Source organism: Chryseobacterium sp. ZHDP1, assembly GCF_018603435.1.
In the GTDB taxonomy this organism is placed as follows: domain Bacteria; phylum Bacteroidota; class Bacteroidia; order Flavobacteriales; family Weeksellaceae; genus Chryseobacterium; species Chryseobacterium indicum.
On the sequence record NZ_CP075682.1, the window covers coordinates 588,599 to 612,666 of the forward strand.

At 36.4% G+C, this 24,068-nt stretch carries 24 protein-coding genes; 14 read left to right on the forward strand and 10 right to left on the reverse strand.

Annotated elements, in window-relative coordinates; translation table 11 throughout:
* Positions 1 to 2 precede the first annotated feature (2 nt).
* The 9 genes from hisG to KKI44_RS02670 all read left to right on the forward strand — a co-directional run bounded on the left by hisG (position 3) and on the right by KKI44_RS02670 (position 7,298).
* Entirely contained in the window at positions 3 to 860 is an 858-nt protein-coding gene (gene hisG / locus KKI44_RS02630) for an ATP phosphoribosyltransferase (RefSeq protein ID WP_214589718.1), read from the forward strand.
* A 1-nt stretch (position 861) separates the two neighbouring features.
* Positions 862 to 2,154 (forward strand): histidinol dehydrogenase, encoded by a 1,293-nt coding sequence (hisD, locus tag KKI44_RS02635; RefSeq protein WP_214589719.1) that lies wholly within the window; start codon positions 862 to 864, stop codon positions 2,152 to 2,154.
* Positions 2,141 to 3,166: a histidinol-phosphate transaminase gene (gene hisC, locus KKI44_RS02640; RefSeq protein WP_214589720.1), complete on the forward strand. Its 1,026-nt coding sequence runs from the start codon at positions 2,141 to 2,143 to the stop codon at positions 3,164 to 3,166. The genes hisD and hisC overlap by 14 nt, the downstream gene beginning before the upstream one ends.
* A 65-nt stretch (positions 3,167 to 3,231) precedes the next feature.
* Positions 3,232 to 4,326 carry a bifunctional histidinol-phosphatase/imidazoleglycerol-phosphate dehydratase HisB gene (gene hisB, locus KKI44_RS02645; RefSeq protein WP_214589721.1) on the forward strand — a complete coding sequence of 365 codons (1,095 nt, stop codon included), beginning with the start codon at positions 3,232 to 3,234 and terminating at the stop codon, positions 4,324 to 4,326.
* Complete coding sequence (hisH, locus tag KKI44_RS02650) at positions 4,326 to 4,904, forward strand: imidazole glycerol phosphate synthase subunit HisH (RefSeq protein WP_214589722.1); 579 nt, start codon at positions 4,326 to 4,328, stop codon at positions 4,902 to 4,904. The genes hisB and hisH overlap by 1 nt, the downstream gene beginning before the upstream one ends.
* 8 nt (positions 4,905 to 4,912) lie before the next feature.
* The gene (hisA, locus tag KKI44_RS02655; RefSeq protein WP_214589723.1) at positions 4,913 to 5,635 is read left to right on the forward strand and encodes a 1-(5-phosphoribosyl)-5-[(5-phosphoribosylamino)methylideneamino]imidazole-4-carboxamide isomerase; all 723 of its coding nucleotides are present in this window, start codon (positions 4,913 to 4,915) and stop codon (positions 5,633 to 5,635) included.
* Entirely contained in the window at positions 5,628 to 6,380 is a 753-nt protein-coding gene (gene hisF / locus KKI44_RS02660) for an imidazole glycerol phosphate synthase subunit HisF (RefSeq protein ID WP_214589724.1), read from the forward strand. The genes hisA and hisF overlap by 8 nt, the downstream gene beginning before the upstream one ends.
* The gene (gene hisIE, locus KKI44_RS02665; RefSeq protein ID WP_214589725.1) at positions 6,377 to 6,964 is read left to right on the forward strand and encodes a bifunctional phosphoribosyl-AMP cyclohydrolase/phosphoribosyl-ATP diphosphatase HisIE; all 588 of its coding nucleotides are present in this window, start codon (positions 6,377 to 6,379) and stop codon (positions 6,962 to 6,964) included. The genes hisF and hisIE overlap by 4 nt, the downstream gene beginning before the upstream one ends.
* A gap of 193 nt (positions 6,965 to 7,157) precedes the next feature.
* A complete protein-coding gene (locus KKI44_RS02670; protein ID WP_214589726.1) occupies positions 7,158 to 7,298 on the forward strand; it encodes a hypothetical protein in 141 nt (46 codons plus the stop codon).
* A 34-nt stretch (positions 7,299 to 7,332) separates the two neighbouring features.
* On the opposite strand, the gene KKI44_RS02675 is transcribed toward KKI44_RS02670, so the two are convergent.
* A complete protein-coding gene (locus tag KKI44_RS02675; RefSeq protein ID WP_214589727.1) occupies positions 7,333 to 7,692 on the reverse strand; it encodes a winged helix-turn-helix transcriptional regulator in 360 nt (119 codons plus the stop codon).
* A gap of 106 nt (positions 7,693 to 7,798) precedes the next feature.
* On the opposite strand from KKI44_RS02675, the gene KKI44_RS02680 reads away from it, so the two are divergent.
* On the forward strand, positions 7,799 to 8,758 hold the full coding sequence (locus KKI44_RS02680; RefSeq protein ID WP_214589728.1) for an NAD(P)-binding domain-containing protein: 960 nt from the start codon (positions 7,799 to 7,801) through the stop codon (positions 8,756 to 8,758).
* Between the two features lie 57 nt (positions 8,759 to 8,815).
* On the opposite strand, the gene KKI44_RS02685 is transcribed toward KKI44_RS02680, so the two are convergent.
* The 9 genes from KKI44_RS02685 to KKI44_RS02725 all read right to left on the reverse strand — a co-directional run bounded on the left by KKI44_RS02685 (position 8,816) and on the right by KKI44_RS02725 (position 19,181).
* Positions 8,816 to 9,733, reverse strand: coding sequence for a M28 family metallopeptidase (locus KKI44_RS02685; protein WP_214589729.1), 918 nt, complete (start codon positions 9,731 to 9,733; stop codon positions 8,816 to 8,818).
* 80 nt (positions 9,734 to 9,813) lie between these two features.
* Entirely contained in the window at positions 9,814 to 10,989 is a 1,176-nt protein-coding gene (locus KKI44_RS02690; RefSeq protein ID WP_214589730.1) for a M28 family peptidase, read from the reverse strand.
* Between the two features lie 98 nt (positions 10,990 to 11,087).
* Complete coding sequence (locus tag KKI44_RS02695) at positions 11,088 to 12,260, reverse strand: M28 family peptidase (RefSeq protein ID WP_214589731.1); 1,173 nt, start codon at positions 12,258 to 12,260, stop codon at positions 11,088 to 11,090.
* Positions 12,261 to 12,364: 104 nt separating this feature from the next.
* Positions 12,365 to 12,709 (reverse strand): 50S ribosomal protein L20, encoded by a 345-nt coding sequence (gene rplT / locus KKI44_RS02700; protein WP_029293267.1) that lies wholly within the window; start codon positions 12,707 to 12,709, stop codon positions 12,365 to 12,367.
* A 120-nt stretch (positions 12,710 to 12,829) separates the two neighbouring features.
* Entirely contained in the window at positions 12,830 to 13,027 is a 198-nt protein-coding gene (gene rpmI, locus KKI44_RS02705) for a 50S ribosomal protein L35 (RefSeq protein ID WP_076390550.1), read from the reverse strand.
* A gap of 781 nt (positions 13,028 to 13,808) precedes the next feature.
* A complete protein-coding gene (locus KKI44_RS02710) occupies positions 13,809 to 14,630 on the reverse strand; it encodes an alpha/beta fold hydrolase (RefSeq protein ID WP_214589732.1) in 822 nt (273 codons plus the stop codon).
* Positions 14,631 to 14,884: 254 nt separating this feature from the next.
* On the reverse strand, positions 14,885 to 15,385 hold the full coding sequence (infC, locus tag KKI44_RS02715) for a translation initiation factor IF-3 (protein WP_175608770.1): 501 nt from the start codon (positions 15,383 to 15,385) through the stop codon (positions 14,885 to 14,887).
* A 152-nt stretch (positions 15,386 to 15,537) separates the two neighbouring features.
* On the reverse strand, positions 15,538 to 17,475 hold the full coding sequence (thrS, locus tag KKI44_RS02720; protein ID WP_214589733.1) for a threonine--tRNA ligase: 1,938 nt from the start codon (positions 17,473 to 17,475) through the stop codon (positions 15,538 to 15,540).
* Between the two features lie 155 nt (positions 17,476 to 17,630).
* Positions 17,631 to 19,181 (reverse strand): hypothetical protein, encoded by a 1,551-nt coding sequence (locus tag KKI44_RS02725; protein ID WP_214589734.1) that lies wholly within the window; start codon positions 19,179 to 19,181, stop codon positions 17,631 to 17,633.
* 147 nt (positions 19,182 to 19,328) lie between these two features.
* Between KKI44_RS02725 and KKI44_RS02730 the strand changes: the two genes are divergently transcribed.
* The 4 genes from KKI44_RS02730 (at position 19,329) to leuB (ending at position 23,946) form a co-directional block, all read left to right on the forward strand.
* Complete coding sequence (locus KKI44_RS02730) at positions 19,329 to 20,492, forward strand: 2-isopropylmalate synthase (RefSeq protein ID WP_087710112.1); 1,164 nt, start codon at positions 19,329 to 19,331, stop codon at positions 20,490 to 20,492.
* 30 nt (positions 20,493 to 20,522) lie between these two features.
* Complete coding sequence (leuC, locus tag KKI44_RS02735) at positions 20,523 to 21,902, forward strand: 3-isopropylmalate dehydratase large subunit (RefSeq protein WP_214589735.1); 1,380 nt, start codon at positions 20,523 to 20,525, stop codon at positions 21,900 to 21,902.
* Positions 21,903 to 22,235: 333 nt separating this feature from the next.
* Positions 22,236 to 22,835, forward strand: a complete 600-nt coding sequence (gene leuD, locus KKI44_RS02740) for a 3-isopropylmalate dehydratase small subunit (protein ID WP_214589736.1) — start codon at positions 22,236 to 22,238, stop codon at positions 22,833 to 22,835.
* A complete protein-coding gene (gene leuB / locus KKI44_RS02745; protein ID WP_214589737.1) occupies positions 22,825 to 23,946 on the forward strand; it encodes a 3-isopropylmalate dehydrogenase in 1,122 nt (373 codons plus the stop codon). Before leuD ends, leuB begins: the two co-directional genes overlap by 11 nt.
* Positions 23,947 to 24,068 lie beyond the last annotated feature (122 nt).

A 24,068-nucleotide genomic window follows, 5' to 3' on the forward strand; every position in this document is an offset into this window, starting at 1 on the left:
AAATGAGTAAATTAAAAATAGCAATACAGAAAAGCGGCAGGCTTTATGAAGAATCACTTCAGCTACTGAAAGACTGCGGTATTTTTGTCAACAACGGAAAAGACCAGTTAAAGGTTTCCGTAGAAAATTTCCCGATGGAAATCATGTATCTCAGAAATTCGGATGTTCCTCAGTATCTGGAAGATGGAGTGGTAGATATTGCCATTGTAGGAGAAAATCTTCTGGTAGAAAAACAGAAAAAAATTGAAATCGTTCAGCCTTTGGGATTTTCAAAATGCAGGGTTTCTCTGGCTGTTCCGAAAGAAATTGAAACCGATGACATCACCTATTTTCAGGGAAAAAAAATTGCCACTTCTTATCCGAATACCCTGAAAAACTTTTTGGATAAAAACAATATTTCAGCAGACATTCACATTATTTCAGGTTCTGTAGAAATCGCTCCCAATATAGGTCTTGCCGACGGAATCTGCGATATTGTAAGCTCAGGAAGTACCCTCTTTAAAAACGGATTAAGAGAAACCGTTACCATTCTTACTTCTGAAGCCGTTCTGGCAAAAACATTCAGACTGGATGAAGAAAAAACCGGAATTCTTGAAAAATTCCTCTTCAGAATTAAAGCCGTTCTTAAAGCAAAAAATTCAAAATATATTCTCATGAATGTTCCGAACGACAAGATCAGAGAAGTTTCAAAAGCGCTTCCTGTGCTGAAAAGTCCTACGGTAATTCCTTTGGCGGAAGAAGGATGGAGCAGCATTCATTCCGTGATAAACGAAGCGCATTTCTGGGAAGTGATTGATGAACTGAAAGACAAAGGAGCGCAGGATATTTTAATAATTCCAATCGATAAAATGGTGATTTAATATGCAGATAGAAAGATATCCTGAAAGGGAAAAATGGTCTGAATTAACAAAAAGACCCGTTATAAAAAGAGAACAATTAACAGAAATCGTTGCCGGAATTTTCGATGAAGTGAAGAACAACGGAGATCAGGCGCTGATTGATTTTGCTGAAAAATTTGATTCCGCAGAAATAAACAGCATTAAAGTTTCTGAAGAAGAAATTGAAACCGCTGAAAATCTGATCAGTGAAGAACTGAAAACAGCGATTCAGGAAGCAAAATCAAATATTACCAAGTTTCACGCTTCACAAATTCCAACAGTCGAAAAAATAGAAACGACAAAAGGAGTGGTTTGCTGGAGAGAAAACCGGACCATTGAAAAAGTAGGAATTTATATTCCGGGAGGAACAGCACCTTTGTTTTCTACGGTTTTAATGCTTGCCATTCCGGCTCAGTTAGCGGGTTGCAAAGAAATTATCCTCTGTACGCCGCCCGATAAAAACGGCAATGTAAATCCTGCCATTTTATATACGGCAAAATTGTGCGGAGTAACGCAGATTTTCAAAACAGGAGGCGCTCAGGCGATTGCAGCAATGACTTTCGGTACAGAAAGTATTCCGAATGTCTACAAAATTTTCGGGCCGGGAAATCAGTATGTTGTTGCCGCTAAAGAATATGCGCAAAACTATAATATTGCCATCGATATGCCTGCCGGACCGAGTGAAGTTCTTGTGATTGCCGATGAAAAAGCAGTTCCTGAATTCTGTGCAGCAGATTTGCTTTCTCAGGCAGAACACGGAAGCGACAGTCAGGTGATTTTCCTTTCCACAGACGAGAAAATTCTTAATGAAACCCTTCTGGAAACCCAAAAACAGCTTGAAGCACTTCCAAGAAATGAAATGGCGGCAGAATCTTTAAAAAACAGCCACTTTATTTTATTGAATTCAATTGATGAAGCTTTGAAATTCAGTAATTTGTACGCTCCGGAACACTTGATTTTAGCCGTTAATGATTTTGAAAATTATATTCCGAAAATTCAGAATGCCGGTTCTGTTTTCTTAGGAAATTATTCTTGCGAGAGTGCGGGAGATTACGCGAGCGGAACCAATCACACCCTTCCTACGAACGGTTTTGCGAAAAATTACAGCGGGGTTTCTCTTGACAGTTTTGTGAAGAAAATTACTTTCCAGAATCTTTCGGAACAGGGATTGAAAAATTTAGGAAAAACCATTGAAGTTATGGCGGAAGCAGAAGGATTATTCGCTCACAAAAATGCAGTAAGTATCAGATTAAAAGAACAGAATGAAAGAATTTAATATCAAAGATTTAGTAAGAAAAAATATTCTTGAACTGCAGCCTTATGTGAGTTTCAGGGACAACAATACATTTGAAAATCCTGTTTTTCTGGATGCGAATGAAAGCGCATTTGGAGAACTGAACCGCTATCCGGATTCTACTCAAAAAGAATTGAAAGAGAAATTGGCAGTTTTGAAAGATGTTTCGGCTAAACAGATTGCAGTGGGAAACGGAAGCGATGAACTGATTGATCTTATCGTGAAAGTTTTTTGTGAACCGAAGAAAGATGCTATTCTGATGATGAATCCTTCTTTTGCGATGTACGGATTCTATGCTTCAGTCAATGAAAATAAGGTGGTTAAACTGAATCTGAATGAAAATTTTGGAATCAATAAAGAGGCGTTTTTAAAAATCTCAAACGAAGAAAAACCAAAAGTTTTCTTTTTATGTTCGCCCAATAATCCTACCGGAAATTCTATCGAAGACATTGAATTTTACATTCAGAATTTTGAAGGAATTGTTGTGGTTGATGAAGCTTATATTGAATTTTCAGGAAAGAAATCGTGTGTTGAACTGTTGGAAAAATTTCCCAATCTTATCGTTCTTCAGACGTTTTCCAAAGCTTGGGGAATGGCAGGAGCAAGAGTCGGAATTGCATATGCTTCAGAAGAGATTATTCAACTGATCAATACGGTGAAATCTCCGTACAATGTTAATTCTTTAAGTTTAAATAAAATATCGGAACTTGTTAGTAATAAAGAATTTGTAAAATCCAATATAGGAAATACTTTAAATGAAATTTCTTGGTTAAGAAATGAATTAGAGACAATAAACTGCATCAAAAAAGTATTTCCAAGCGACGCAAATTTCTTTCTGATTCAGTTTGAAAACGTAGATAAGGTGTACCGGAAATTGCTGGAAAATGAAATTCTGACGAGCAAAAGAAGTACGCAGATTCCGGATTGCATTAGAATTAATGTGGGTAATAGAGAAGAAAACAATAAGCTGATTAACGTCTTAAAAAGTATTTAATTAAATCTGAAACCTCACAGGTTTTAAAAAATCTGTGAGGTTTAGAAGAGTAAAAGAAAAGTAAAATGAAAAAAGTATTATTTATAGACCGTGACGGAACTTTAATCTTAGAACCGCCCATTGATTTTCAGGTTGATTCTCTTGAAAAGCTGGAATTTTATCCCGGAGTTTTCCAGAATCTTTCCCGAATTGCCAGAGAACTTGATTTTGAACTCGTGATGGTAACCAATCAGGATGGTTTGGGAACCGAAAGTTTTCCGTATGAAGATTTCATCATACCACAGGAAAAAATGTTAAAAGCTTTTGAAAATGAAGGAATAATTTTTAGTGATATTCTGATCGACAGAAGTTTTGAAAGTGAAAACCTGCCCACAAGAAAACCGGGAACCGGAATGCTGGGAAAATATATTTACGGAGATTACGATCTTAAAAATTCATTTGTGATTGGAGACCGGCTTACAGATATTCAGTTGGCGAAAAACTTAGGCTCAAAATCCATACTGATCAGTAAAGTTCAGAATGATGAAGCCGATTTAACAACAGAAAACTGGAGTGAAATTACACAGTTTTTGACGAATATTCCGCGAAAAGCCAAAGTTTCAAGAAAAACCAATGAGACAGAAATTGAAGTTGAAGTTAATCTTGATGGAAGCGGAGCCTCTGAAATTTCAACAGGATTACACTTTTTTGATCACATGCTCGAACAGATTTCCAAACACGGCAATTTAGATTTAAAAATTAATGTCAAAGGAGATTTACAGGTTGATGAACATCACACCATTGAAGACACGGGAATTGTTCTTGGTGAAGCTGTTTTGAAAGCTTTGGGAAAGAAAAAAGGAATTGAACGTTACGGCTTCCTGCTTCCGATGGATGATTGTTTGGCGCAGGTTGCAATTGATTTCGGAGGAAGACCGTGGTTAATGTGGGAAGCGGATTTCAAACGTGAGAAAATTGGCGATGTTCCGACTGAAATGTTTTATCACTTCTTTAAATCCTTCACCGATTCTTCAAAGTGTAATCTCAACATTAAAGTGGAAGGTGATAACGAACACCACAAGATCGAATCTGTGTTTAAAGCATTTGCCAAAGCGGTAAAAATGGCAGTAAAACAGACGGATAAGAATTTTAATTTACCATCAACCAAAGGAAGTTTATAATGATTGCCATCATCAAATACAACGGCGGAAATGTCAGTTCCGTACAAAATTCATTGAACAGATTAAATGTAGAATCTGTGGTAACTGATGATTTTGAACTGATAAGAAAAGCCGACAAAGTGATTTTTCCGGGAGTGGGTGAAGCTTCTTCCACCATGAAATTACTAAAGGAAAAAGGTCTGGATCAGTTAATCCCTACTTTAAGACAGCCTGTTTTAGGCGTTTGTCTGGGAATGCAGCTCATGTGTAAAAATAATGAAGAGGGAAATACAGTCGGGATGGGAATTTTTGATATCGATGTAAAAAAGTTTCCTGCAAAGAATATTGTTCCGCACATGGGATGGAATACGATTTCAGATTTTAAATCCGGAATATTTTCAGGGATTGAAGAAAACAGTCATGTGTATTTCGTTCACAGTTTCTACTGCGAATTATCGGAAAACACGACATCGGTCTGCGATTACATTCTGCCGTTCAGCGCTTCTCTGCAAAAGAATAATTTTTATGCGATGCAGTTTCACCCTGAAAAATCCGGAGATGTAGGAAGCCGTTTACTGGAAAACTTTTTAAAACAATAAAACTGAATATGAAAATTATTCCCGCTATAGACATCATCGACGGAAAATGCGTTCGTTTGTCGAAAGGAGATTACGATACCCAAAAAATATACAATGAAAATCCGCTTGAAGTTGCCAAAGAATTTGAAAGTTTTGGCATACAATATCTTCATTTGGTGGATCTTGACGGTGCAAAATCGAAGCATATTGTTAACCAAAAAGTTTTAGAAACTATTGCAAAAGAGACTTCTCTGGAAATTGATTTTGGCGGCGGACTGAAAACTCTTGAAGATATTGAGATAGCTTTCAGTTCCGGAGCAAAGCAGATTACGATTGGAAGTATTGCTGTTCAGGATCCTGATTTCTGTTTTGATCTGATTGAAAAATACGGTTCCGATAAAATTATTCTCGGAGCCGATTGCGAAAACCGTAAGATAAAAACTTCGGGCTGGCTGGAAGAAAGCGAACTGGATGTGATTGATTTTATTCTCAAATATAAAAATAAAGGAATTAAAAACGTGATCTGTACGGATATTTCCAAAGACGGAATGCTTCAGGGCGCATCGGATGAACTGTACAGGGAAATTGTAGAAAAAACAGCAGTTCAGTTAATTGCAAGCGGCGGCATTTCTTGTATTGAAGATGTTGAACAGATGAAAAACATCGGCTGTTCCGGAACGATTATCGGGAAGGCAATTTATGAAGGAAGAATCAGTTTGCAGCAACTCCAAAATTTTATTGAAAATGCTTAAAAAAAGAATCATTCCGTGTCTGGATATCAAAGACGGAACTACGGTAAAAGGAATTAATTTTGAAGGATTAAGAAATGCGGGAGATCCTGTAGAACTTGCCAAAAGATATGAAAAAGAAGGCGCAGACGAATTGGTTTTTCTGGATATTACCGCAACGATAGAAGAACGGAAAACTTTTGCCGGACTGGTACAGAAAATTGCAGCAGAATTAAGTATTCCTTTTACTGTCGGCGGCGGAATTTCTACGGTGGAAGATGTAAGAAGACTCTTGGAAGCAGGAGCAGACAAAATCAGTATCAACTCTTCAGCGGAAAAAAATCCGGCTTTAATTTCGGAGTTGTCAAAAGAATTCGGAAGTCAGTGTATTGTGGTTGCTATTGATACAAAATTAGTAAACGGATCAGACTGGGTTCACGTAAAAGGAGGAAGGGAAATAACGGATCTGAAAACATTAGACTGGGCAAAGAAAGCAGAAGAACTGGGAGCAGGAGAAATTCTTCTTACTTCAATGGATGGAGATGGTACAAAAAACGGGTTTGATCTCAGAATAACAAAGTTAATTTCCGAAAGTGTAAATATTCCTGTCATTGCTTCCGGAGGTGCAGGAAAAATGGAAGATTTTGAAGCCGTTTTTAATCAGACCAAAGCAACAGGAGCTTTGGCGGCAAGTATTTTCCATTTTGGAGAAGTACAGATTCAGGATCTTAAAAATAATTTGAAATTAAAAAAAATTGCAGTACGATGAATATCGATTTTAATAAAAGTGAAGGTTTGGTTCCGGTGATTATTCAGGATGACAGAACGTTACAGGTTTTAATGTTGGGTTACATGAACGAAGAAGCTTTTGAAAAAACCAAAAAAGAAGGAATTGTAACTTTTTTCAGCCGTTCCAAGAACCGTCTCTGGACAAAAGGAGAGGAGTCCGGAAATTTTTTAAAGGTTAAAAATGTTACGATAGACTGCGATCAGGATACGATTTTAATTAAGGCAATTCCTACGAATGTTGTTTGCCACACCGGAAGTTTCAGTTGTTTTGGCGATAAAGATTCTAAAGGTTTTCTGTATGAACTGGAAGAAAAAATAAGCCAAAGAATTGATGAAAAAACCGAAGGTTCTTACACGTATTCATTATTCCAGAGAGGAATTAATAAAATGGCTCAGAAAGTGGGAGAGGAAGCCGTAGAAGTGGTGATTGAAGCCAAAGACAGCAATGATGATTTATTTAAAAATGAAGCAGCAGATCTGCTGTATCACCTTTTGATTTTACTGAAAGCCAAGAATTTTACACTGAAAGATATCGAAGAAATTTTACTTTCCAGAAACCGATAAAGTTGTATTTTTATCTCTAAACTCATTAAGAATCAACCGCAAAAGAGGCAAAAGACCATTATGTTGCAAGAATTAGAATATTCAAAGCTATCAGAAGAATAAAATCGAAGATTTTTTTAACTGTTTTAAATGAAATTTCAGCTTATTTTTGTCACTTATGTGTTTTAAATACAATTCATTAAAAAATTATCCCATGAAAGAAGACAACAAAGAAAATCAGCAATCCAAAGCGGAAGCGGAAAATTCAGCAAAAGTTACTCCCGAAAAGGGAAAGATCAAAGAAGTGAAATCTCCCAATTCTGATACTGCAAAAGGCGGTACAAGAGCCGGATAAATGAAAAGCCAGTCGTATTTTTCGGCTGGTTTTTTTATACTTTGCTTTTTATTTTCTTGGTATTTTCGCCCCAATCGTTCAGTTGTTGCAGTATCGGCTGAAGTGATAATCCGAGTTCCGTTAATGCATATTCAACGCGTGGCGGCATTTCAGGGTAAATAGTTCTGGTAATCAGTCCGTCTGTTTCCAATTCTCTTAAATGCTGGCTGAGCATTTTTTCGCTGATTTGAGGGATTGCTCTCTTCATTTCTCCAAAACGGTAAATTCCTTCTGTCATTTTCCATAAAATAGCAGGTTTCCATCGTTTTCCCATTAAAGATAATGCAAATATGAAAGGACATTCTGTTTCTAAAGCCTGTTCATTTTCCAGATTTACGGAGCTTTCTTTTCTCATTTTGTAATACTTACTTTTTGGTAACTACCATACAATTAGGTAACTACTTGCAAAAGTAATGATACCGAACTAAGTTTGCAACTGAAATTTTAAATAATAATATCTCATGAATATAAGTTTTATCGGTGCAGGAAATGTAGCATCCAATCTCGGAAATTTATTTACAAATGCAGGTCATTCTGTGCAGTTTGGAACATACAATCCTAAAGATAACCAGCTTTCTGTAGCGGAAGCCATTTCTTTTGGCGAGGTAATCTGCTTTGCGATTCCTTTTTCTGCAATGAACGGAGTTTTAACGGAAAACAGAGAAAATCTTAAAGGCAAAATTGTTGTGGATATTACGAATGCTATTCATATTTCAGACTGGTCACCTGTATTTTTAGGAGAAGACAGCGGAGGAGAGCAGACCGCACGATTGCTGCCAGAAAGTAAGGTTGTAAAGGCTTTCAATACTATTTTTGCAGATGCAATGAAAGCGGAGAAACAGTTTAACGGACAAAAATTAACTGCCTTTATCGCTTCGGACGATCAGGAAGCTGCACTTATTGTGAAAAATTTGGCTGATGAAGCAGGTTTCAACGGATTTGTTGTAGGAGGAATTAAAAATGCAAAACATCTGGAAGCAATGGCTCATCTGAATATTGCAGTGGCTTTAAACGGTGGAGGAACGGATGCAGGATTTATTTATGTTCAAAACAAAAATTTAAAAATGGAAAATCCTGCCATGCAGATCTGGACAGAAAGCTGGAGAAAAGCAGATTCTGAAAATTTTAAAAATATCTACGCAAACAACGCCTTGATTTTTCCTCCCAACAAGCCTGTTATTCAGGGAAATGCAAATATTCTTGATTTTATGAAAGGAGGTTTGGGAAAAGTAGCCGTCATTTTTGAACCTGAAAGTATGATTATTTCTGAAAACTTAGCTTTTGAATATGGAATTTTTAAGGATGTCAATCTGTCTGATGAAAAAGTTCTCGGGAGCGGCACATATTCCGTCACATGGATTTTGGAAGATCTTGTATGGAAAATTCATTGTCACAGCTGGTCGATGCCTGTAAAAGAATAAAAGAAAGCCAATGTAATCGCGCATTGGCTTTTTATTTATGATTCAAATAAAACTCAGTTATTTTTTGGAAGCAACAGCGAAATGCTGCAATGCACCGATTGCTGCTTTACCAATATTAAAAACATACTGAACATCAGTATTGGCGAAAGTATCATCTACAGTATGAGGAAGATCGCTTCTGAGATATTCAAAAAATCCGGTGATTACTTCACCCTTTTTTTCAAAAGAGATGTAGTCGGTATCTTCTGCGGGATCGATTTTTACCTGTAATGGAGAATACAGTGTTGTGCAGATCATCAATTCTTTGGTAACCTGTTTAGAAGCTTCATTATTTTTTGAGCTTCCTCCCTGATCTTCATCACAAAATACGGTATCGTTGAACATCCCTTTTTTACCACCGACCTGATCCAGATTGAAGACCATTTTTATATTAATCTGCCTTGTTTTATTCTGATAAACAACTTCATTTACATAATGTCTGCTTCCGTATAATCCCTGTTCTTCTCCTGAAAAATGAATGAATTTAATGGAATATTCAGTGGGAATGTCTTTCAGGATTTTTGCGGCTTCCAGAATGATGGACGTTCCGCTTCCGTTATCGTTAACTCCGGGACCGTTAATACTGTCGAAATGCCCGCAAATAATGATGTATTTATCAGGATATAAAGTTCCTTTCTTAGTAATGATCAGGTTTTTAGATTTTAATTTTCCTATGGAAAAAGGATCTTCTTCCATCTGGTTCTCGGAATATCCGTAAGACAAATATTTATTCCTGATCCAGTTCAATGCATTTTCATTTTCTACAGAACCTGTAGTTTTAACACCCAGTTTTTCAAATTCCTTTAAATTGGATATGATGTCCTCTTTTTTTAATAAGTTAACTCTGTCCTGATAAGTCTGAATAAAGCTTTGTGCCTGAAATCCAACGGCTGTTACAGAAAAAAGAAGAATGGCTGTTAATTTTTTGAAATTCATATTAGTAATTAGTTTACTATTTTACAAATATAGAAATAAAAAATCCTGAGGAAAAGCTCAGGATTTTGCTTGACCGTTGATTATTTTCCAATAATTATTTTTCTTACCGCTTTTTGGTCTTTTGTTTTAACTGTTGTGATATACGTTCCGTTTGGTAATTCTGAAACATTTACTTTCGTTTCATTTTCCTTATTTAAAACAAGCCTGCCGTTTATATCTGAAATTTCAAGACTGAAATCTTTAACATCTTCCGGAAGTTCGACATTTAAATAATCTTTCGCAGGATTGGGATAGATCTTTATAGATTCTAAAGAATTTCCGGAAAGTAACGCTTCTTTTTTCAGTAAAGAATTTGCTGCTACTGCAAAGTGCTGTAAAGCTCCCAAAGAAGCTTTTGCTACATTGTAAATATAAACAGGATCTGTATTAGCAAAAGTATCGTTTGAAGAATGAGGATAATTACTTCTTATTCTTTCAAAAAAACCTGTAATAATTTCACCTTTTCTTTCAAAAGGAATATAATCCGTAGCTTCAGCCGGATCCACCGCCGTTAAAAGAGGAGAATACAAAGCGGTACAGTTTCGCAATTGCTGTGTAACGTTTGCTGAAGCTGCATTATTGCTGGAAAGACCTCCCTGATCTTCATCACAATAGATCGTATTGTTATTATTGCCCATTTTTCCGCCAACCTGATCCAGATTGAAGACTAATTTAATGTCTAATTTCTTAATATTATTTTGATAAACAACGTTATTTACGTAATGTGAACTTCCAATAAGTCCCTGTTCTTCACCAGAAAAATGGATGAATTTAATCGAATATTCTGTAGGAACGTCTTTTAAAATTCTTGCAGCTTCCAGAATGATGGATGTTCCGCTGCCGTTATCGTTTACTCCGGGACCGTTTATGGTGTCGAAATGTCCGCAAATGATAACGTATTTATTAGGATAAACGGTTCCTGTTTTAGTGATGATTAAATTTTTTGAACTCTTGCCGTTGTAAGTGAAGGCATCTTCCGAAATCTGGTTTGAAGAATATCCGAAACCCAGATATTTATTCTTAAGCCAGTTGAAAGTATTATTATTCGCTGTGGAACCCGTGGTTTTAATCCCTAGATTGGCAAAATTCTGTAAGTTTGTTGTAATATTGGTCTGTGTCACCATATTAGCTCTGTCCTGATAAGCCTGAATAAAAGATTGTGCATTGAAGCTTAAAGCCGATAAAGAAAAGAGCAGAATTGTAGAAGTCTTTTTCATTTTGATATTAATTTTTGTAATTTGATTGGTATACAAATGTAATAATAAAAAAATCCTAAACAAAAGTTCAGGATTTTAATTTTACAGAAAAATAAAAATTATTTACCGATAATTATTTTTCTTACCGCTTTTTGGTCTTTTGTTTTAATCGTTGCGATATACGTTCCGTTTGGTAATTCTGAAACATTTACTTTCGTTTCATTTTCCTTATTTAAAATAAGCCTGCCGTTTATATCTGAAATTTCAAGACTGAAATTTTTAACATCTTCCGGAAGTTCGACATTTAAATAATCTTTCGCCGGATTGGGATAAATCTTTACGGTTTCCAGATTATTAATTGTCTTTTCATCCGTCGCCAATAAACTTGTAGAGGCTGTTGCGAAATGCTGTAAAGCTCCTACAGCCGCCTTTCCTACGTTGAAAACATAAGTAGGATCTACATTCGCAAAAGTATCATTTACGGTGTGTTCGTTATAACTTCTTGCCGTCTCGTAAAAGCCTGTAATAATGTCTCCTTTCGCTTCAAAAGGCATATAATCGGAAGAGTAGGCGTTCGACATAACTGTCTGTAATGGTGAATACAGCGTTGTACATGCTGCAAGCTGCTGTGTAACGGAAAGAGAGGCTGCATTGTTTCCTGTTTGTCCGCTTTGGTCACTTTCGCAGTTGATGGCAACATTAGAATTGCTTATTTTTCCACCTACCTGATCTAAATTAAAGACTAGTTTTATATCCAACTGACGGACACTGTTCTGGAAAACCACACTGTTTACATAATGTGCGCTTCCCTGTAATCCTTGTTCTTCGCCGGAAAAGTGGATGAATTTAATAGAATATTCTGTCGGAACATCTTTTAAAATTCTTGCCGCTTCCAGAATAATAGAAGTTCCGCTTCCGTTATCGCTTACTCCGGGACCTGTAATGGTGTCGTAATGTCCGCAGATAATAACGTACGTATTCGGATAAACGGTTCCTGTCTTGGTAATGATTAAATTTTTAGAACTTGTAGAGCCAAATGTGAAAGGATCTTCTACCATCTGACTTGCTGTATAACCGTAAGACTGATATTTTGCTTTAAGCCAGTTTAATGCATTGGTGTTGGCTGCAGAACCCGTTGTTTTTACGCCAAGATTCCCAAATTCCTGAAGTAATGTAGTTATATTGGTCTGGGTAACCAAATTGGCTCTGTTCTGATAAGCCTGAATAAAACTTTGAGCCTGAAATGCATATGTTCCTAATGAAAACAGCAGAAGAGTAGTTATTTTTTTCACTTTAAAGGAAAATTTTATAAATTTAATAATATTACGCAAATGTAAATAATAAAAAAATCCCAAGCAAAAAACCTGGGACTTATATTGATAACAAAAATTTTACATTATTTTACTTGATCTACAACTGCTTTGAAAGCTTCAGGGTGATTCATTGCTAAATCTGCTAAAACTTTTCTGTTAAGCTCAATGTTGTTCTTTTTAAGAGCTCCCATAAACTGAGAGTAAGACATTCCGTGCTCTCTGGTTCCCGCGTTGATACGAGTGATCCAAAGTGCTCTGAAATTTCTTTTCTTCTCTTTTCTACCACGGTAAGCATATTGCATTGCTTTTTCTACCGCGTTTTTAGCTACTGTCCAAACGTTCTTTCTTCTTCCGAAATAACCTTTAGCGTGCTTAAAAATTTTCTTTCTTCTAGCTCTTGAAGCTACCGAATTTACTGATCTTGGCATAATTTAAATTGTTTTTTTGAAATGTGCGGTAATTATTTCATTACTCTTAGTGGCTCCATTTCAGGGTTAAAATGTTGAATTTGTTTGAATTCTTATAAACCGACTATAGATTTATAAAAACTACTTAATTGCTAATTGACGCAATACGCTTTTCTCGTCCACAGCAGCAACGTAAGAAGTCGTAGTAAGATTTCTCTTCTGCTTCGTTTCTTTCTTCGTTAAGATGTGGCTTTTGTAAGCGTTCTTTCTTTTGATCTTACCAGATCCGGTAAGAGCAAAACGTTTCTTAGCACCTGATTTCGTTTTTAATTTTGGCATTGTTTTGCTTTTTATTGTTTTGTTATCAATATCTGTTTTGGCTTTTTCCGATCGCCCGGAATAATAGTTTGCAAAATTACGGAAAAATTTCGAGATTTAAAAAGATTTTTTGAATGAAATAGGGAAGTGTATGAAGCCTTAGATATTACTGTTTTTGTGAGATAAATTTTATTTGAAGCTGTTTCCTGCTTTCCACTGTATCTTTTTGGTTGCGGACTCCTGAACTACGTTCGTAAACCTCCAGTTTATGCTCCGCCCGCAACCAAAAAGGATGTCGTTCCAATCAGGGCTAGAATGGCAGTTCCCAATATAAATAACCGGATTCGGGAATAAATAAGTCTTGTTAAACGCAACGTTAAACAAGGAGATTTAATTATTAAGAATTCAGCTTTTAAGATATACATAGGCGTAAAATTGATCAAAGTAATACCATTTTTGTCTTTTTTACATAAACGAAGTGCCTTTGTTTAGCTTACAAACTTTCAATAAGTAAAAAAATCTCTTGTTTTTCTTTGCGATAAATTAATATAATGCGATAAATCAATTATTTAAATTCATTTCTTATCCCAAACTGAGGTTAAATAGTAAACGAATATCCATAATATTTGTCATGCTGAAAGCATCTAAATAAAGTATTTCAATGTATTGTTGAATCCTTTCAGCATGACAAACTTTGTAAATATTTTTGAATAAAATTACTAAAAAGTTCCGCTAAAATCGCTTGAAATAAAAACAGCAACCAAAATACTCTGATTGCTGCTTTACTTATATGTCGAAAAAATTAAGCCTCAATAAATTCCAGAAGATCCTTATTAATCGTCTGATGTTCAGTAGTAGGCATTCCGTGAGGGAATCCCGGATAAGTAATCAGTTTACCGTTTTTCAATAATTTAGCAGATTTTATAGCGGAATTTTCAATAGGCACAATCTGATCGTCTTCACCGTGCAGCAACAGTACCGGAATATCAACAGCTTTCAGGTCTTCTGTAAAATCGGTCTCAGAAAAAGCTTTGATTCCGTCATAATGAGCTACAATTCCTCCCATCATTCCCTGTCTCCACCAGTTGGTCTGTACACCTTGCTTCACTACGGCACCTTCTCTGTTGTAGCCGTAGAAAGGAACCGTTAAATCCATAAAAAACTGATTTCTATTATTTAAAGTTTGCTCTCTGATGTTGTCAAAAACCTCCATCGGAACGCCATCCGGATTGTTTTCGCTTTTTACCATTACCGGAGGAACTGCGCTTATCAATACCGCCTTTTTTGCTCTTCCGTTGGCATATTTGTTTACATAACGAATCACTTCACCACCACCGGTAGAATGTCCAATATGGATAACATCTTTCAGATCCAGAAATTCTACCAATTCTGCCGCATCAGAGGCATACTGCTCAATCGTATGATTGTAAATATTCTGGCTAGAACGTCCGTGACCTCTTCTGTCGTGAGCAATTACTCTGTAACCTCTCTGTAAAAAGAAAATAACCTGCGCATCCCAGTCATCAGAAGATAATGGCCATCCGTGGTGAAACATCAATACTGGTCCTTCTCCCTGATCTTTGTAAAAAATTTCTGTTCCGTCTTTTAATTTTAATGTACTCATTGCTTTGTTGTTTAATTTGTTATTCAATTTTAATTTTTAAATAAGTTTATTGTTATCTTATTTTTCTAAAGCAAATGTAGTCGTAAATTAAATGGATAATCTTGATCTATGGTAAAAATTAAAAAATATTTAATAATTAATATAAAATATTGAATTTTAATTAATGATTAATTTAGAAATCATAAAAAATAAAAGCCTCAAAAATAATTTGAGGCTGTATATTTTAGTTTCAGATCCGTAGATCCGGCTGTAGATTATTTAGCTGGTTTTTTAGGACTCATCATCATAATCATTCTTTTTCCTTCAAGCTTAGGAAGCTGGTCTACTTTTCCAACGTGCTCCAATTCCTGAGCAAGCTTTAAAAGTAAGATTTCTCCCTGGTCTTTAAAGATAATCGAACGTCCTTTAAAAAATACGTAGGTCTTTAATTTTGAACCTTCTTCAAGGAATTTTTCAGCATGCTTCTTTTTGAATTCGTAATCATGCTCATCTGTCTGAGGTCCGAAACGGATTTCTTTCACAACTACTTTTACCTGCTTAGCTTTTAATTCCTTCTGCTTTTTCTTTTGCTCGTATAAGAACTTTTTATAGTCCAGAATCCTTGCAATAAACGGTTCAGCCTTGTCGGAAATTACTACAAGATCAAGTTCCTGCTCCTGAGCAATCTGTCTTGCCTTATCTGTAGGATAAACTCCCGGCTCTACGTTATCGCCCACCAAACGAAGCTCTCTCACACGAATTTTATCGTTGATCAAGTGTGCGTCCTCCTGTACCGGACGTCTCTGTGGGCCCCTGTTGTTAAATCTTTGTGCTATTGTATTATAATTTTATTGGTTAACTTCTATTTTTTACACATCATTCTGAACAAAAATAATTTTCAGTTATTCAGAATGATATTCTTTAAGATTTAAGCGTTAAACTCAAATCCTGTTTTTGACTGTTCTTTAAAATAAGAAACGAAATCTTCAATCTTCATTACTCCTAGATCGCCTTCACTACGTCTTCTTACAGAAATTGTGCCATCCTTTTCCTCATTTTCTCCCACTACAATCATGAATGGAATCTTCTTTAATTCGGCATCACGGATCTTTTTACCCGTTTTTTCATTTCTGTCGTCAATTAATCCGCTAATATCGTGATTTTCCAGTAATTGAGAAACTTTTTTAGCATAATCTACGTATTTTTCACTGATCGGAAGAATGATAAACTGATCAGGAGCCAGCCATAATGGGAAATCTCCCGCTGTATTCTCAATAAGAATCGCAATGAATCTTTCCATAGAACCAAACGGCGCTCTGTGAATCATGACCGGTCTGTGCTTTTCGCCGTCGCTTCCTGTATACCAAAGATCGAATCTTTCTGGTAAATTATAATCCACCTGAATTGTTCCAAGCTGCCATTTTCTGCCTAAAGCATCTTTCACCATGAAATCCAGTTTAGGACCGTAGAATGCGGCTTCACCGTATTCAGTTACTGTATTCAGTCCTTTTTCCGTTGCTGCTGTTACGATTGCATTTTCTGCTTTCTCCCAGTTTTCATCGGTTCCGATGTATTTTTCTTTATTTTCAGGATCTCTTAAAGAAATCTGAGCGGTAAAATCAGCAAAACCTAATGAACCGAAAACATATAGAACCAAATCAATCGTTTTCTTAAATTCTTCCATTAACTGATCCGGAGTACAGAACAAATGCGCATCATCCTGAGTAAATCCGCGAACTCTCGTTAAACCGTGAAGTTCACCACTTTGCTCATATCTGTAAACGGTACCAAATTCTGCATATCTTTTAGGCAAATCTCTGTAGCTCCATTGTGAAGTTTTGTAGATTTCACAGTGATGCGGACAGTTCATCGGTTTCAGCATGAATTCTTCTCCCTCATTCGGCGTTTTAATCGGCTGGAAACTGTCTGCTCCATATTTATCCCAGTGACCGGAAGTTACATACAATTCCTTCGCACCGATATGCGGCGAAATTACAAACTCGTATCCTGCTTTTTTCTGAGCTTCAGAAAGGAAATTTTCCAATTTTTTTCTCAAAGCTGCTCCTTTTGGCAACCATAAAGGTAACCCTTGACCAACTTTTTCAGAGAAAGCGAAAATTCCAAGTTCTTTACCCAGTTTTCTGTGATCTCTTTTTTTAGCCTCTTCTAAAAGTTCAAGATATTCTGTCAAATCTTTCTGTTTTGGGAAAGAAATACCATAAACTCTTGTTAACTGAGGATTTTTTTCGTTTCCTCTCCAGTATGCTCCGGCTGCATTCAGAATCTTCATTGCCTTTACAATACTTGTGTTCGGAATGTGTCCTCCACGACAAAGATCTGTAAAGTTATCATGCGTTACGAAAGTGATTTCTCCATCATTAAGATTAGAGATCAGTTCCACTTTATAAGGATTGTCTGCATACACTTTTAAAGCTTCTTCTTTAGAAACCGGATATAAAGAGAATGTAGATCCTTTTTTAGCATTTTCTAAAACCTTCTTTTCGATCTTTTCGAAATCTTTATCAGATAAACTTTCGTCCCCGAAATCTACATCATAATAAAATCCTTTCTCGATGGCAGGACCAATCGTTAACTTAGCATTAGGATAAAATTCAAGGATTGCCTGCGCCAAAAGGTGGGCAGAAGAATGCCAGAAAGCCTTCTTTCCAAGATCATCATTCCAGGTCAGCAATTGTACCGTAGCATCCGTGGTTATAGGTGTGGTCGTCTCTACTTGTTTGTCGTTTACAACTGCGGAAATGGTATTTCTAGCCAATCCCTCGCTTATAGATTTTGCCACATCTAGCGGAGTAACTCCCGCTTCGAATTCTCTGACACTATTGTCTGGAAGTGTAATTTTTATCATTGTTTACTAAGAAATTTTAAGATGCAAAAATACGGATTTTTTATTTAAAATACTACTTTCACGCATTTTTGAGACGAGATTTAATACGAAAAATATCAGAATACCGTTATAAATAATTACCGTTTAACCAACGGTCTAATTATGAATAGGTTAAATTAAGACTGATGCTTTCTTTTGTACCGTACCTTTTCTTTAATAATCTCAATAACGTCCACATTTCTTACTTTAGACTGTACCCAACCATGAATATCTATGTACAGCAAAGACCTTCTGTAGTATTCATTTTCCGAAAACAGGGATAATTTTTCATCAAATTTTTTGAAAGATTCCAATTGTTTGTCCGGTGTTATATTATTCAGGTTTTTGAAAAAATGAATGCTTTCAAAATGAAATTCATCCGGTTTTTTCATTTTTTTCGTGAATTTTAAAGTTGCTTTTATAAATTCATCATAATCTTCATCGTTTCCGGATTCGTGTTTCGCCATCAGAATCAAAATCCGGGTGTGAAACAGTAAATCTTCCTGAACATTTCCCTTCGATTCGATAACTTTCAATGAATAACTGATGGATTCTTCAAATTTTTTGCTTCCAAAGAACATCGCTGCCATTTTTAAATAAAGAATCATGAAATGATGCTCATCAATTTTATCCCGGAGCTTTTCCATTTTCAGCTCGATTTCAGGAATTAATTTCGAACCAGAGAAGAATTCACCTTTCACAAAGTGAATGTTCATTAAAGTATTGTAATGTGTCAGAAAAATAAGCGATTGAAGGTTTTCATTTTGAGCAAAACTTGAAGAATGAACAACCTCATTGAAATCCTTGAAACTTTCCTCAAGAATATCAATATTTCCGTAAAGGAATAAGATTTTCAGCAGGTAGGTATTTCCTTTAATGTACCAAACGGGATGACTCACGATCATTTCAGGATTTTTGTGAAATAAATCCACCCATTGAAAAGCGTATTTCAGTGTATATTTATATTCCTGAAGCAATTGGTTTTTCCAGACGTGCGCCTTAAAATACCACAATTTCTCCGTAAAATTCAGTTTTTCAAAATTGATTTTCTGAATCTGCGCATTGAAAATTTTCATAATTTCCGCACGGTCTTCATCGTTTTTCACATAACCTTTTGTCAACATTTCACTGTACAGTTTCAGCGAAAGATTGGATAATTCTGTCGCATAATGATTCTGTTTGCTGATTTCCGTGGATTGTCTGATCAGTTCATCGGCTCGACCTTCAATACTTCGGGTGATGAACTGGGATTCAATTACTTTTTCCAGATCGATAATTTCCGAAGCAATACTTTTTTCATCCAATTCCAAAGCAGTCTGTTTTGCTTTATCTAAAATTTTTAAAGCCTGTTTATACAAACCTTTCTGATACAGAATATTCGCAAAATCCAATTGTTCGCGCAGTTGAATTCTGTAATTCTGATGACTCGGGTTCATTCGTAAGCTCACCAGAATCTGCTTATAAAGATGCGCTTTCAGGTTCGATAACTGCTGTTTCGTCGAAATTTTTTTGTTGATGATGATATGTTCATCGTATTCCTTCATCTTATCCAGTTCTGAAAAAAGAAGAAGAAATTTGGCATCCGCATTAATTCCGAGACGGTTTACATACAAGGTGAATTGCCTTTTTTCTGAAGTTGTCAGAGATTTGATGAGTACGAATAAAAAATCTTTATGCAATTCTGCCATTGTAAATTTTTAAAATTTAAAATAATGATAATCAAATAATTGAAATTAAAATACAATATTTTGAGTATTGTATTTTTTATAAAAACTGAAACTGAATAAACGTTTCATCTTTCTAGTTTTGAATCAAAATTAAGTAAAAACTTCATTATGAATTCCGAAAAAGTCGAAATTTTTGATACAACGCTGCGTGATGGAGAGCAGGTTCCCGGCTGTAAATTAAATACCGAGCAAAAATTAATTATAGCCGAAAAACTGGATGAACTGGGAGTAGATGTCATTGAAGCCGGTTTCCCGATTTCCAGTCCCGGAGATTTTCATTCGGTTTCGGAGATTTCAAAATTAGTGAAAAATGCGAAAGTCTGCGGATTGACGAGAGCCAACCAAAAAGACATTGATACCGCAGCCGAAGCATTAAAATACGCCAAAAGACCGAGAATTCATACCGGAATCGGAACTTCGGATTCTCACATCAGATTTAAATTCAATTCAAACAGGGAAGATATTGTTGAAAGAGCGGTTCAGGCGGTAAAATATGCCAAATCGTATGTGGAAGATGTGGAATTTTATGCGGAAGATGCAGGAAGAACAGACAACGATTATCTGGCAAGAGTTTGCGAAGAAGTGATAAAAGCAGGGGCAACCGTGCTTAATATTCCGGACACAACGGGATATTGTCTTCCTGAAGAGTACGGTGCAAAAATAAAATACCTGAAAGAAAATGTAAAAGGCATTGATCGCGTGATCTTATCCTGTCACTGCCACAACGATCTGGGAATGGCAACCGCCAATTCTATTGCAGGAGTCATCAACGGAGCGAGACAGATAGAATGCACCATCAACGGATTGGGAGAAAGAGCCGGAAATACGGCACTGGAAGAAGTGGTGATGATTTTAAAACAGCATCCATATTTAGAATTATATACTGACGTTCAGTCCAAAATGCTCAATCCTATGAGTGTTTTGGTTTCTGAATTGATGGGAATGCCGGTTCAGCCGAACAAAGCGATTGTGGGAGCGAATGCTTTTGCGCACAGTTCAGGAATTCATCAGGACGGAGTGATTAAAAACAGGGAAACTTACGAAATTATTGATCCTGCGGAAGTGGGCGTGAATGCTTCTACCATTGTTTTAACAGCAAGAAGCGGACGTTCTGCTTTGGCATACAGATTTAAACATATTGGTTTTGAAGTTACTAAAAATGAACTGGATTTTCTGTATCAGGAGTTTTTGAAAATTGCTGACGGTAAAAAAGAAGTCAATAATGACGATTTAAGTTCAATGATTGAAAAAGTGACAAGAAAAATAGGGTAACAGAATTGATTCTCCATTACATAAATTAGAATGAATACAAAAAAAACACTGTTTGATAAAGTCTGGGATGCGCACGTTCTAGAGACGATTCCGGACGGACCTCAGATTATTTATATTGATAAACATCTCATCCACGAAGTAACCAGTCCACAGGCTTTTGCGGAACTGGAAGCCAGAAATCTGGAAGTTTTCAGACCGAAACAGATTGTGGCAACTGCGGATCATAATGTTCCGACTTTGGATCAGGATCAGCCGATTCGCGATGCATCATCCAGAAATCAGGTGGAGCAGTTAACGGAAAACTGTAAGAAAAACAACATAGAATTGTATGGTTTGGGACACCAATATCAGGGAATTGTTCACATCATTGCTCCGGAATTAGGCGTTACACAGCCGGGAATGAGCATTGTTTGCGGAGACAGCCATACTTCTACGCACGGCGCTTTCGGTTCAATTGCTTTCGGAATCGGAACAAGTCAGGTAGCGCAGGTTTTTGCGAGCCAGTGTCTGTTGCTGAATAAGCCAAAATCGATGAGAATTACCGTAAATGGTAAGTTAAATAAAAATGTTCAGCCCAAAGATGTGATTTTGTACATTATTTCAAAAGTGGGAACTGACGGCGGAACAGGGTATTTCTGCGAATATGCCGGAAATGTTTTCGAAGAAATGTCGATGGAAGGCAGAATGACGGTTTGTAATATGAGCATTGAAATGGGCGCTCGCGGAGGAATGATAGCTCCCGATGAAACAACTTTTGAGTACGTAAAAGGAAGAACTTTCGCACCGAAAGGCGAGGAATGGGAAGAAAAACTGGAATACTGGAAAACTTTGAAAACCGATGAAGGAGCAGTTTTTGATGCTGAATTTTCTTTCGATGCTTCGGAAATTTATCCGATGGTAACCTATGGAACCAATCCGGGAATGGGAATTTCCATCAGTCAGAATATCCCGAATCCTCAGAATGAATCTGAAGAGAAGGCTTTAAAATACATGGGTTTAAAAGCGGGACAGGCTCTTTCTGAAATTAAAGTGAATTATGTCTTCATCGGAAGCTGTACAAATGCGAGAATTGAAGATTTCCGTTCTGCGGCAAATTATGTTAAAGGAAAAAGGAAGTCGGATCATGTTCATGCGTGGCTTGTTCCGGGTTCTCAACAGGTTGCCAAACAGATCTTTGAAGAAGGTTTAGATACGGTTTTTAATGAAGCCGGTTTCCAGATCAGACAACCGGGATGTTCGGCGTGTTTAGCGATGAATGATGATAAAATCCCGGAAGGGGAATATTGCGTTTCTACTTCGAACAGGAATTTTGAGGGAAGACAGGGACAAGGTGCGAGAACAATTCTGGCAAGTCCTTTGACGGCTGCAAAAGTTGCTGTGGAAGGAAGAATTTCCGTCTTTGAAAACTGATGGAGATGAATTTACTTAAAACTTGTCTAATTTTTTTTACCACAAAAGACGCAAAAGATTTAAACACTTTAGTTTTTTAGGCTTAATACTTAAACGTAAAAAAGAGCACATAAGTTTAAAAGTGAATTGTGAATTGTGAATAGTGAATTTTAGAAATTGACTATTGACTCACAAAGTGAAATTAACCATTCACTTTTTTAGCCCCGATAGAAACGGTTACCCCGCAGCAAGCGAAGGCAAAAGCAATGGAGCGAGGAGTATGAGTGGATAGCGGGAAATAGCTCCTGAAAAAGAAAAAAAACAATAATTAAAACTATTTTGGCTCAAAAAAAAATGCAAAAATTAGTCATTATACAATCCAGAGCAACTCCTTTGCCTGTAGAAAATATAGATACGGATCAGATTATTCCGGCGAGATTTTTAAAGAGTATTGATAAAAAAGGTTTTGGCGAAAATCTTTTCAGAGACTGGAGATACGATGTTCATACGAATGAACCGAATCCTGATTTTGTCCTGAATAACGCAAAATACAGCGGTGAAATTCTGGTTGCGGGAAACAATTTCGGTTGCGGAAGCAGTCGCGAACACGCTGCATGGTCTTTAACGGATTATGGCTTTAAGGTGGTTGTTTCAAGTTTTTTTGCGGATATTTTTAAGGGCAATGCTTTGAACAACGGATTATTGCCTGTAAAAGTTTCTGAGGAATTTTTGAAAGAAATTTTAACTGAGATTACCGAAAATCCTGAAAAAGAAATTTTGGTAGATGTTGAAAAACAAACCATTACCTTCAATGATAAGACGGAAAGTTTTGAAATAGATTCTTACAAAAAAATATGTCTGCTGAATGGGTATGATGATATTGATTTTTTAATCAGCAGAAAACAGGCGATCGAACAATTCGAACTAAAAACACAAAAAGTGTATGAAAACTAATTTTAAAATTGCAGTGCTTCCGGGAGACGGAATCGGGCCGGAAGTAGTTGCAGAAAGTATTAAAATTTTAGATTCCATTGCGGAAGCTTTCCAGTATCAGTTTGATTTTAAATACGGATTGATGGGAGCGGAAGCGATTTATAAGACTGGAAATCCTTTGCCGGATGAAACACTGGAGATCTGCAAAGCATCTGATGCGGTCCTTTTCGGGGCGATCGGAGATCCTTCTTTCGATAATAATCCGGATGCCAAAGTACGTCCGGAACAGGGGTTGTTAAAACTTCGCAAAGAATTAGGGCTTTTTGCGAATATCCGGCCTTTGAAAACGTATGCTTCCTTAATTGAGAAAAGTCCTTTGAAAAGGGAAATTATTGAAGGAACAGATATTCAGATTTTCAGGGAACTGGTGAGCGGAATTTATTTTGGTGAAAAATTTACGGATGAGGAAGCGGGTTATGCGTATGATATCTGCAAATACAACCGTGATGAAATCGCGCCTATTGTTCATATGGCTTTTCAGGAGGCTCAGAAAAGGAGAAAAAAGTTAACTTTAATTGATAAAGCGAATGTTTTGGATACTTCAAGATTATGGAGAAAGGTCTGCAAAGAAATTGCGGCAGAATATCCTGATGTAGCACTTGATTTTATGTTTGTAGATAATGCGGCAATGCAGTTAATTTTAAATCCGAAACATTTTGACGTGATTGTTACCGAAAATATGTTCGGAGATATTATTTCGGATGAAGCGAGTGTAATCGGCGGTTCTATCGGTCTGCTTCCTTCGGCTTCCATTGGAAATGAAAATGCCTTGTTTGAGCCTATTCACGGTTCTTATCCGCAGGCAAAAGGAAAAGGAATTGCAAATCCTGTTGCTTCTATTTTAAGTACGGCAATGATGCTGGATTATTTACAGCTTGAACAGGCAGCAGAAAAATTGAGACAATCTGTAGAATATGCTATTGAAAATAAATACGTTACGGTGGATCTGAACTCTGAACAGTCTTATTCCACCAGTGAAGTGGGAAGTTTTATCGCAGATTATATTAAATATTCCGAGAAATCGTATTACAATTTTGAAAATGTGAAGCTCGGAAAATCAACTATTGTTTAAAAATATCGCAAAGAAAAACAAAAGATTTTTTTATTTATTGAAAGTTTGTATGGTAAACAAAGGCACTTCGTTTATTTAAAAAAGACAAAAATGGTATTACTTTGATCAATTTTACGCCTTTG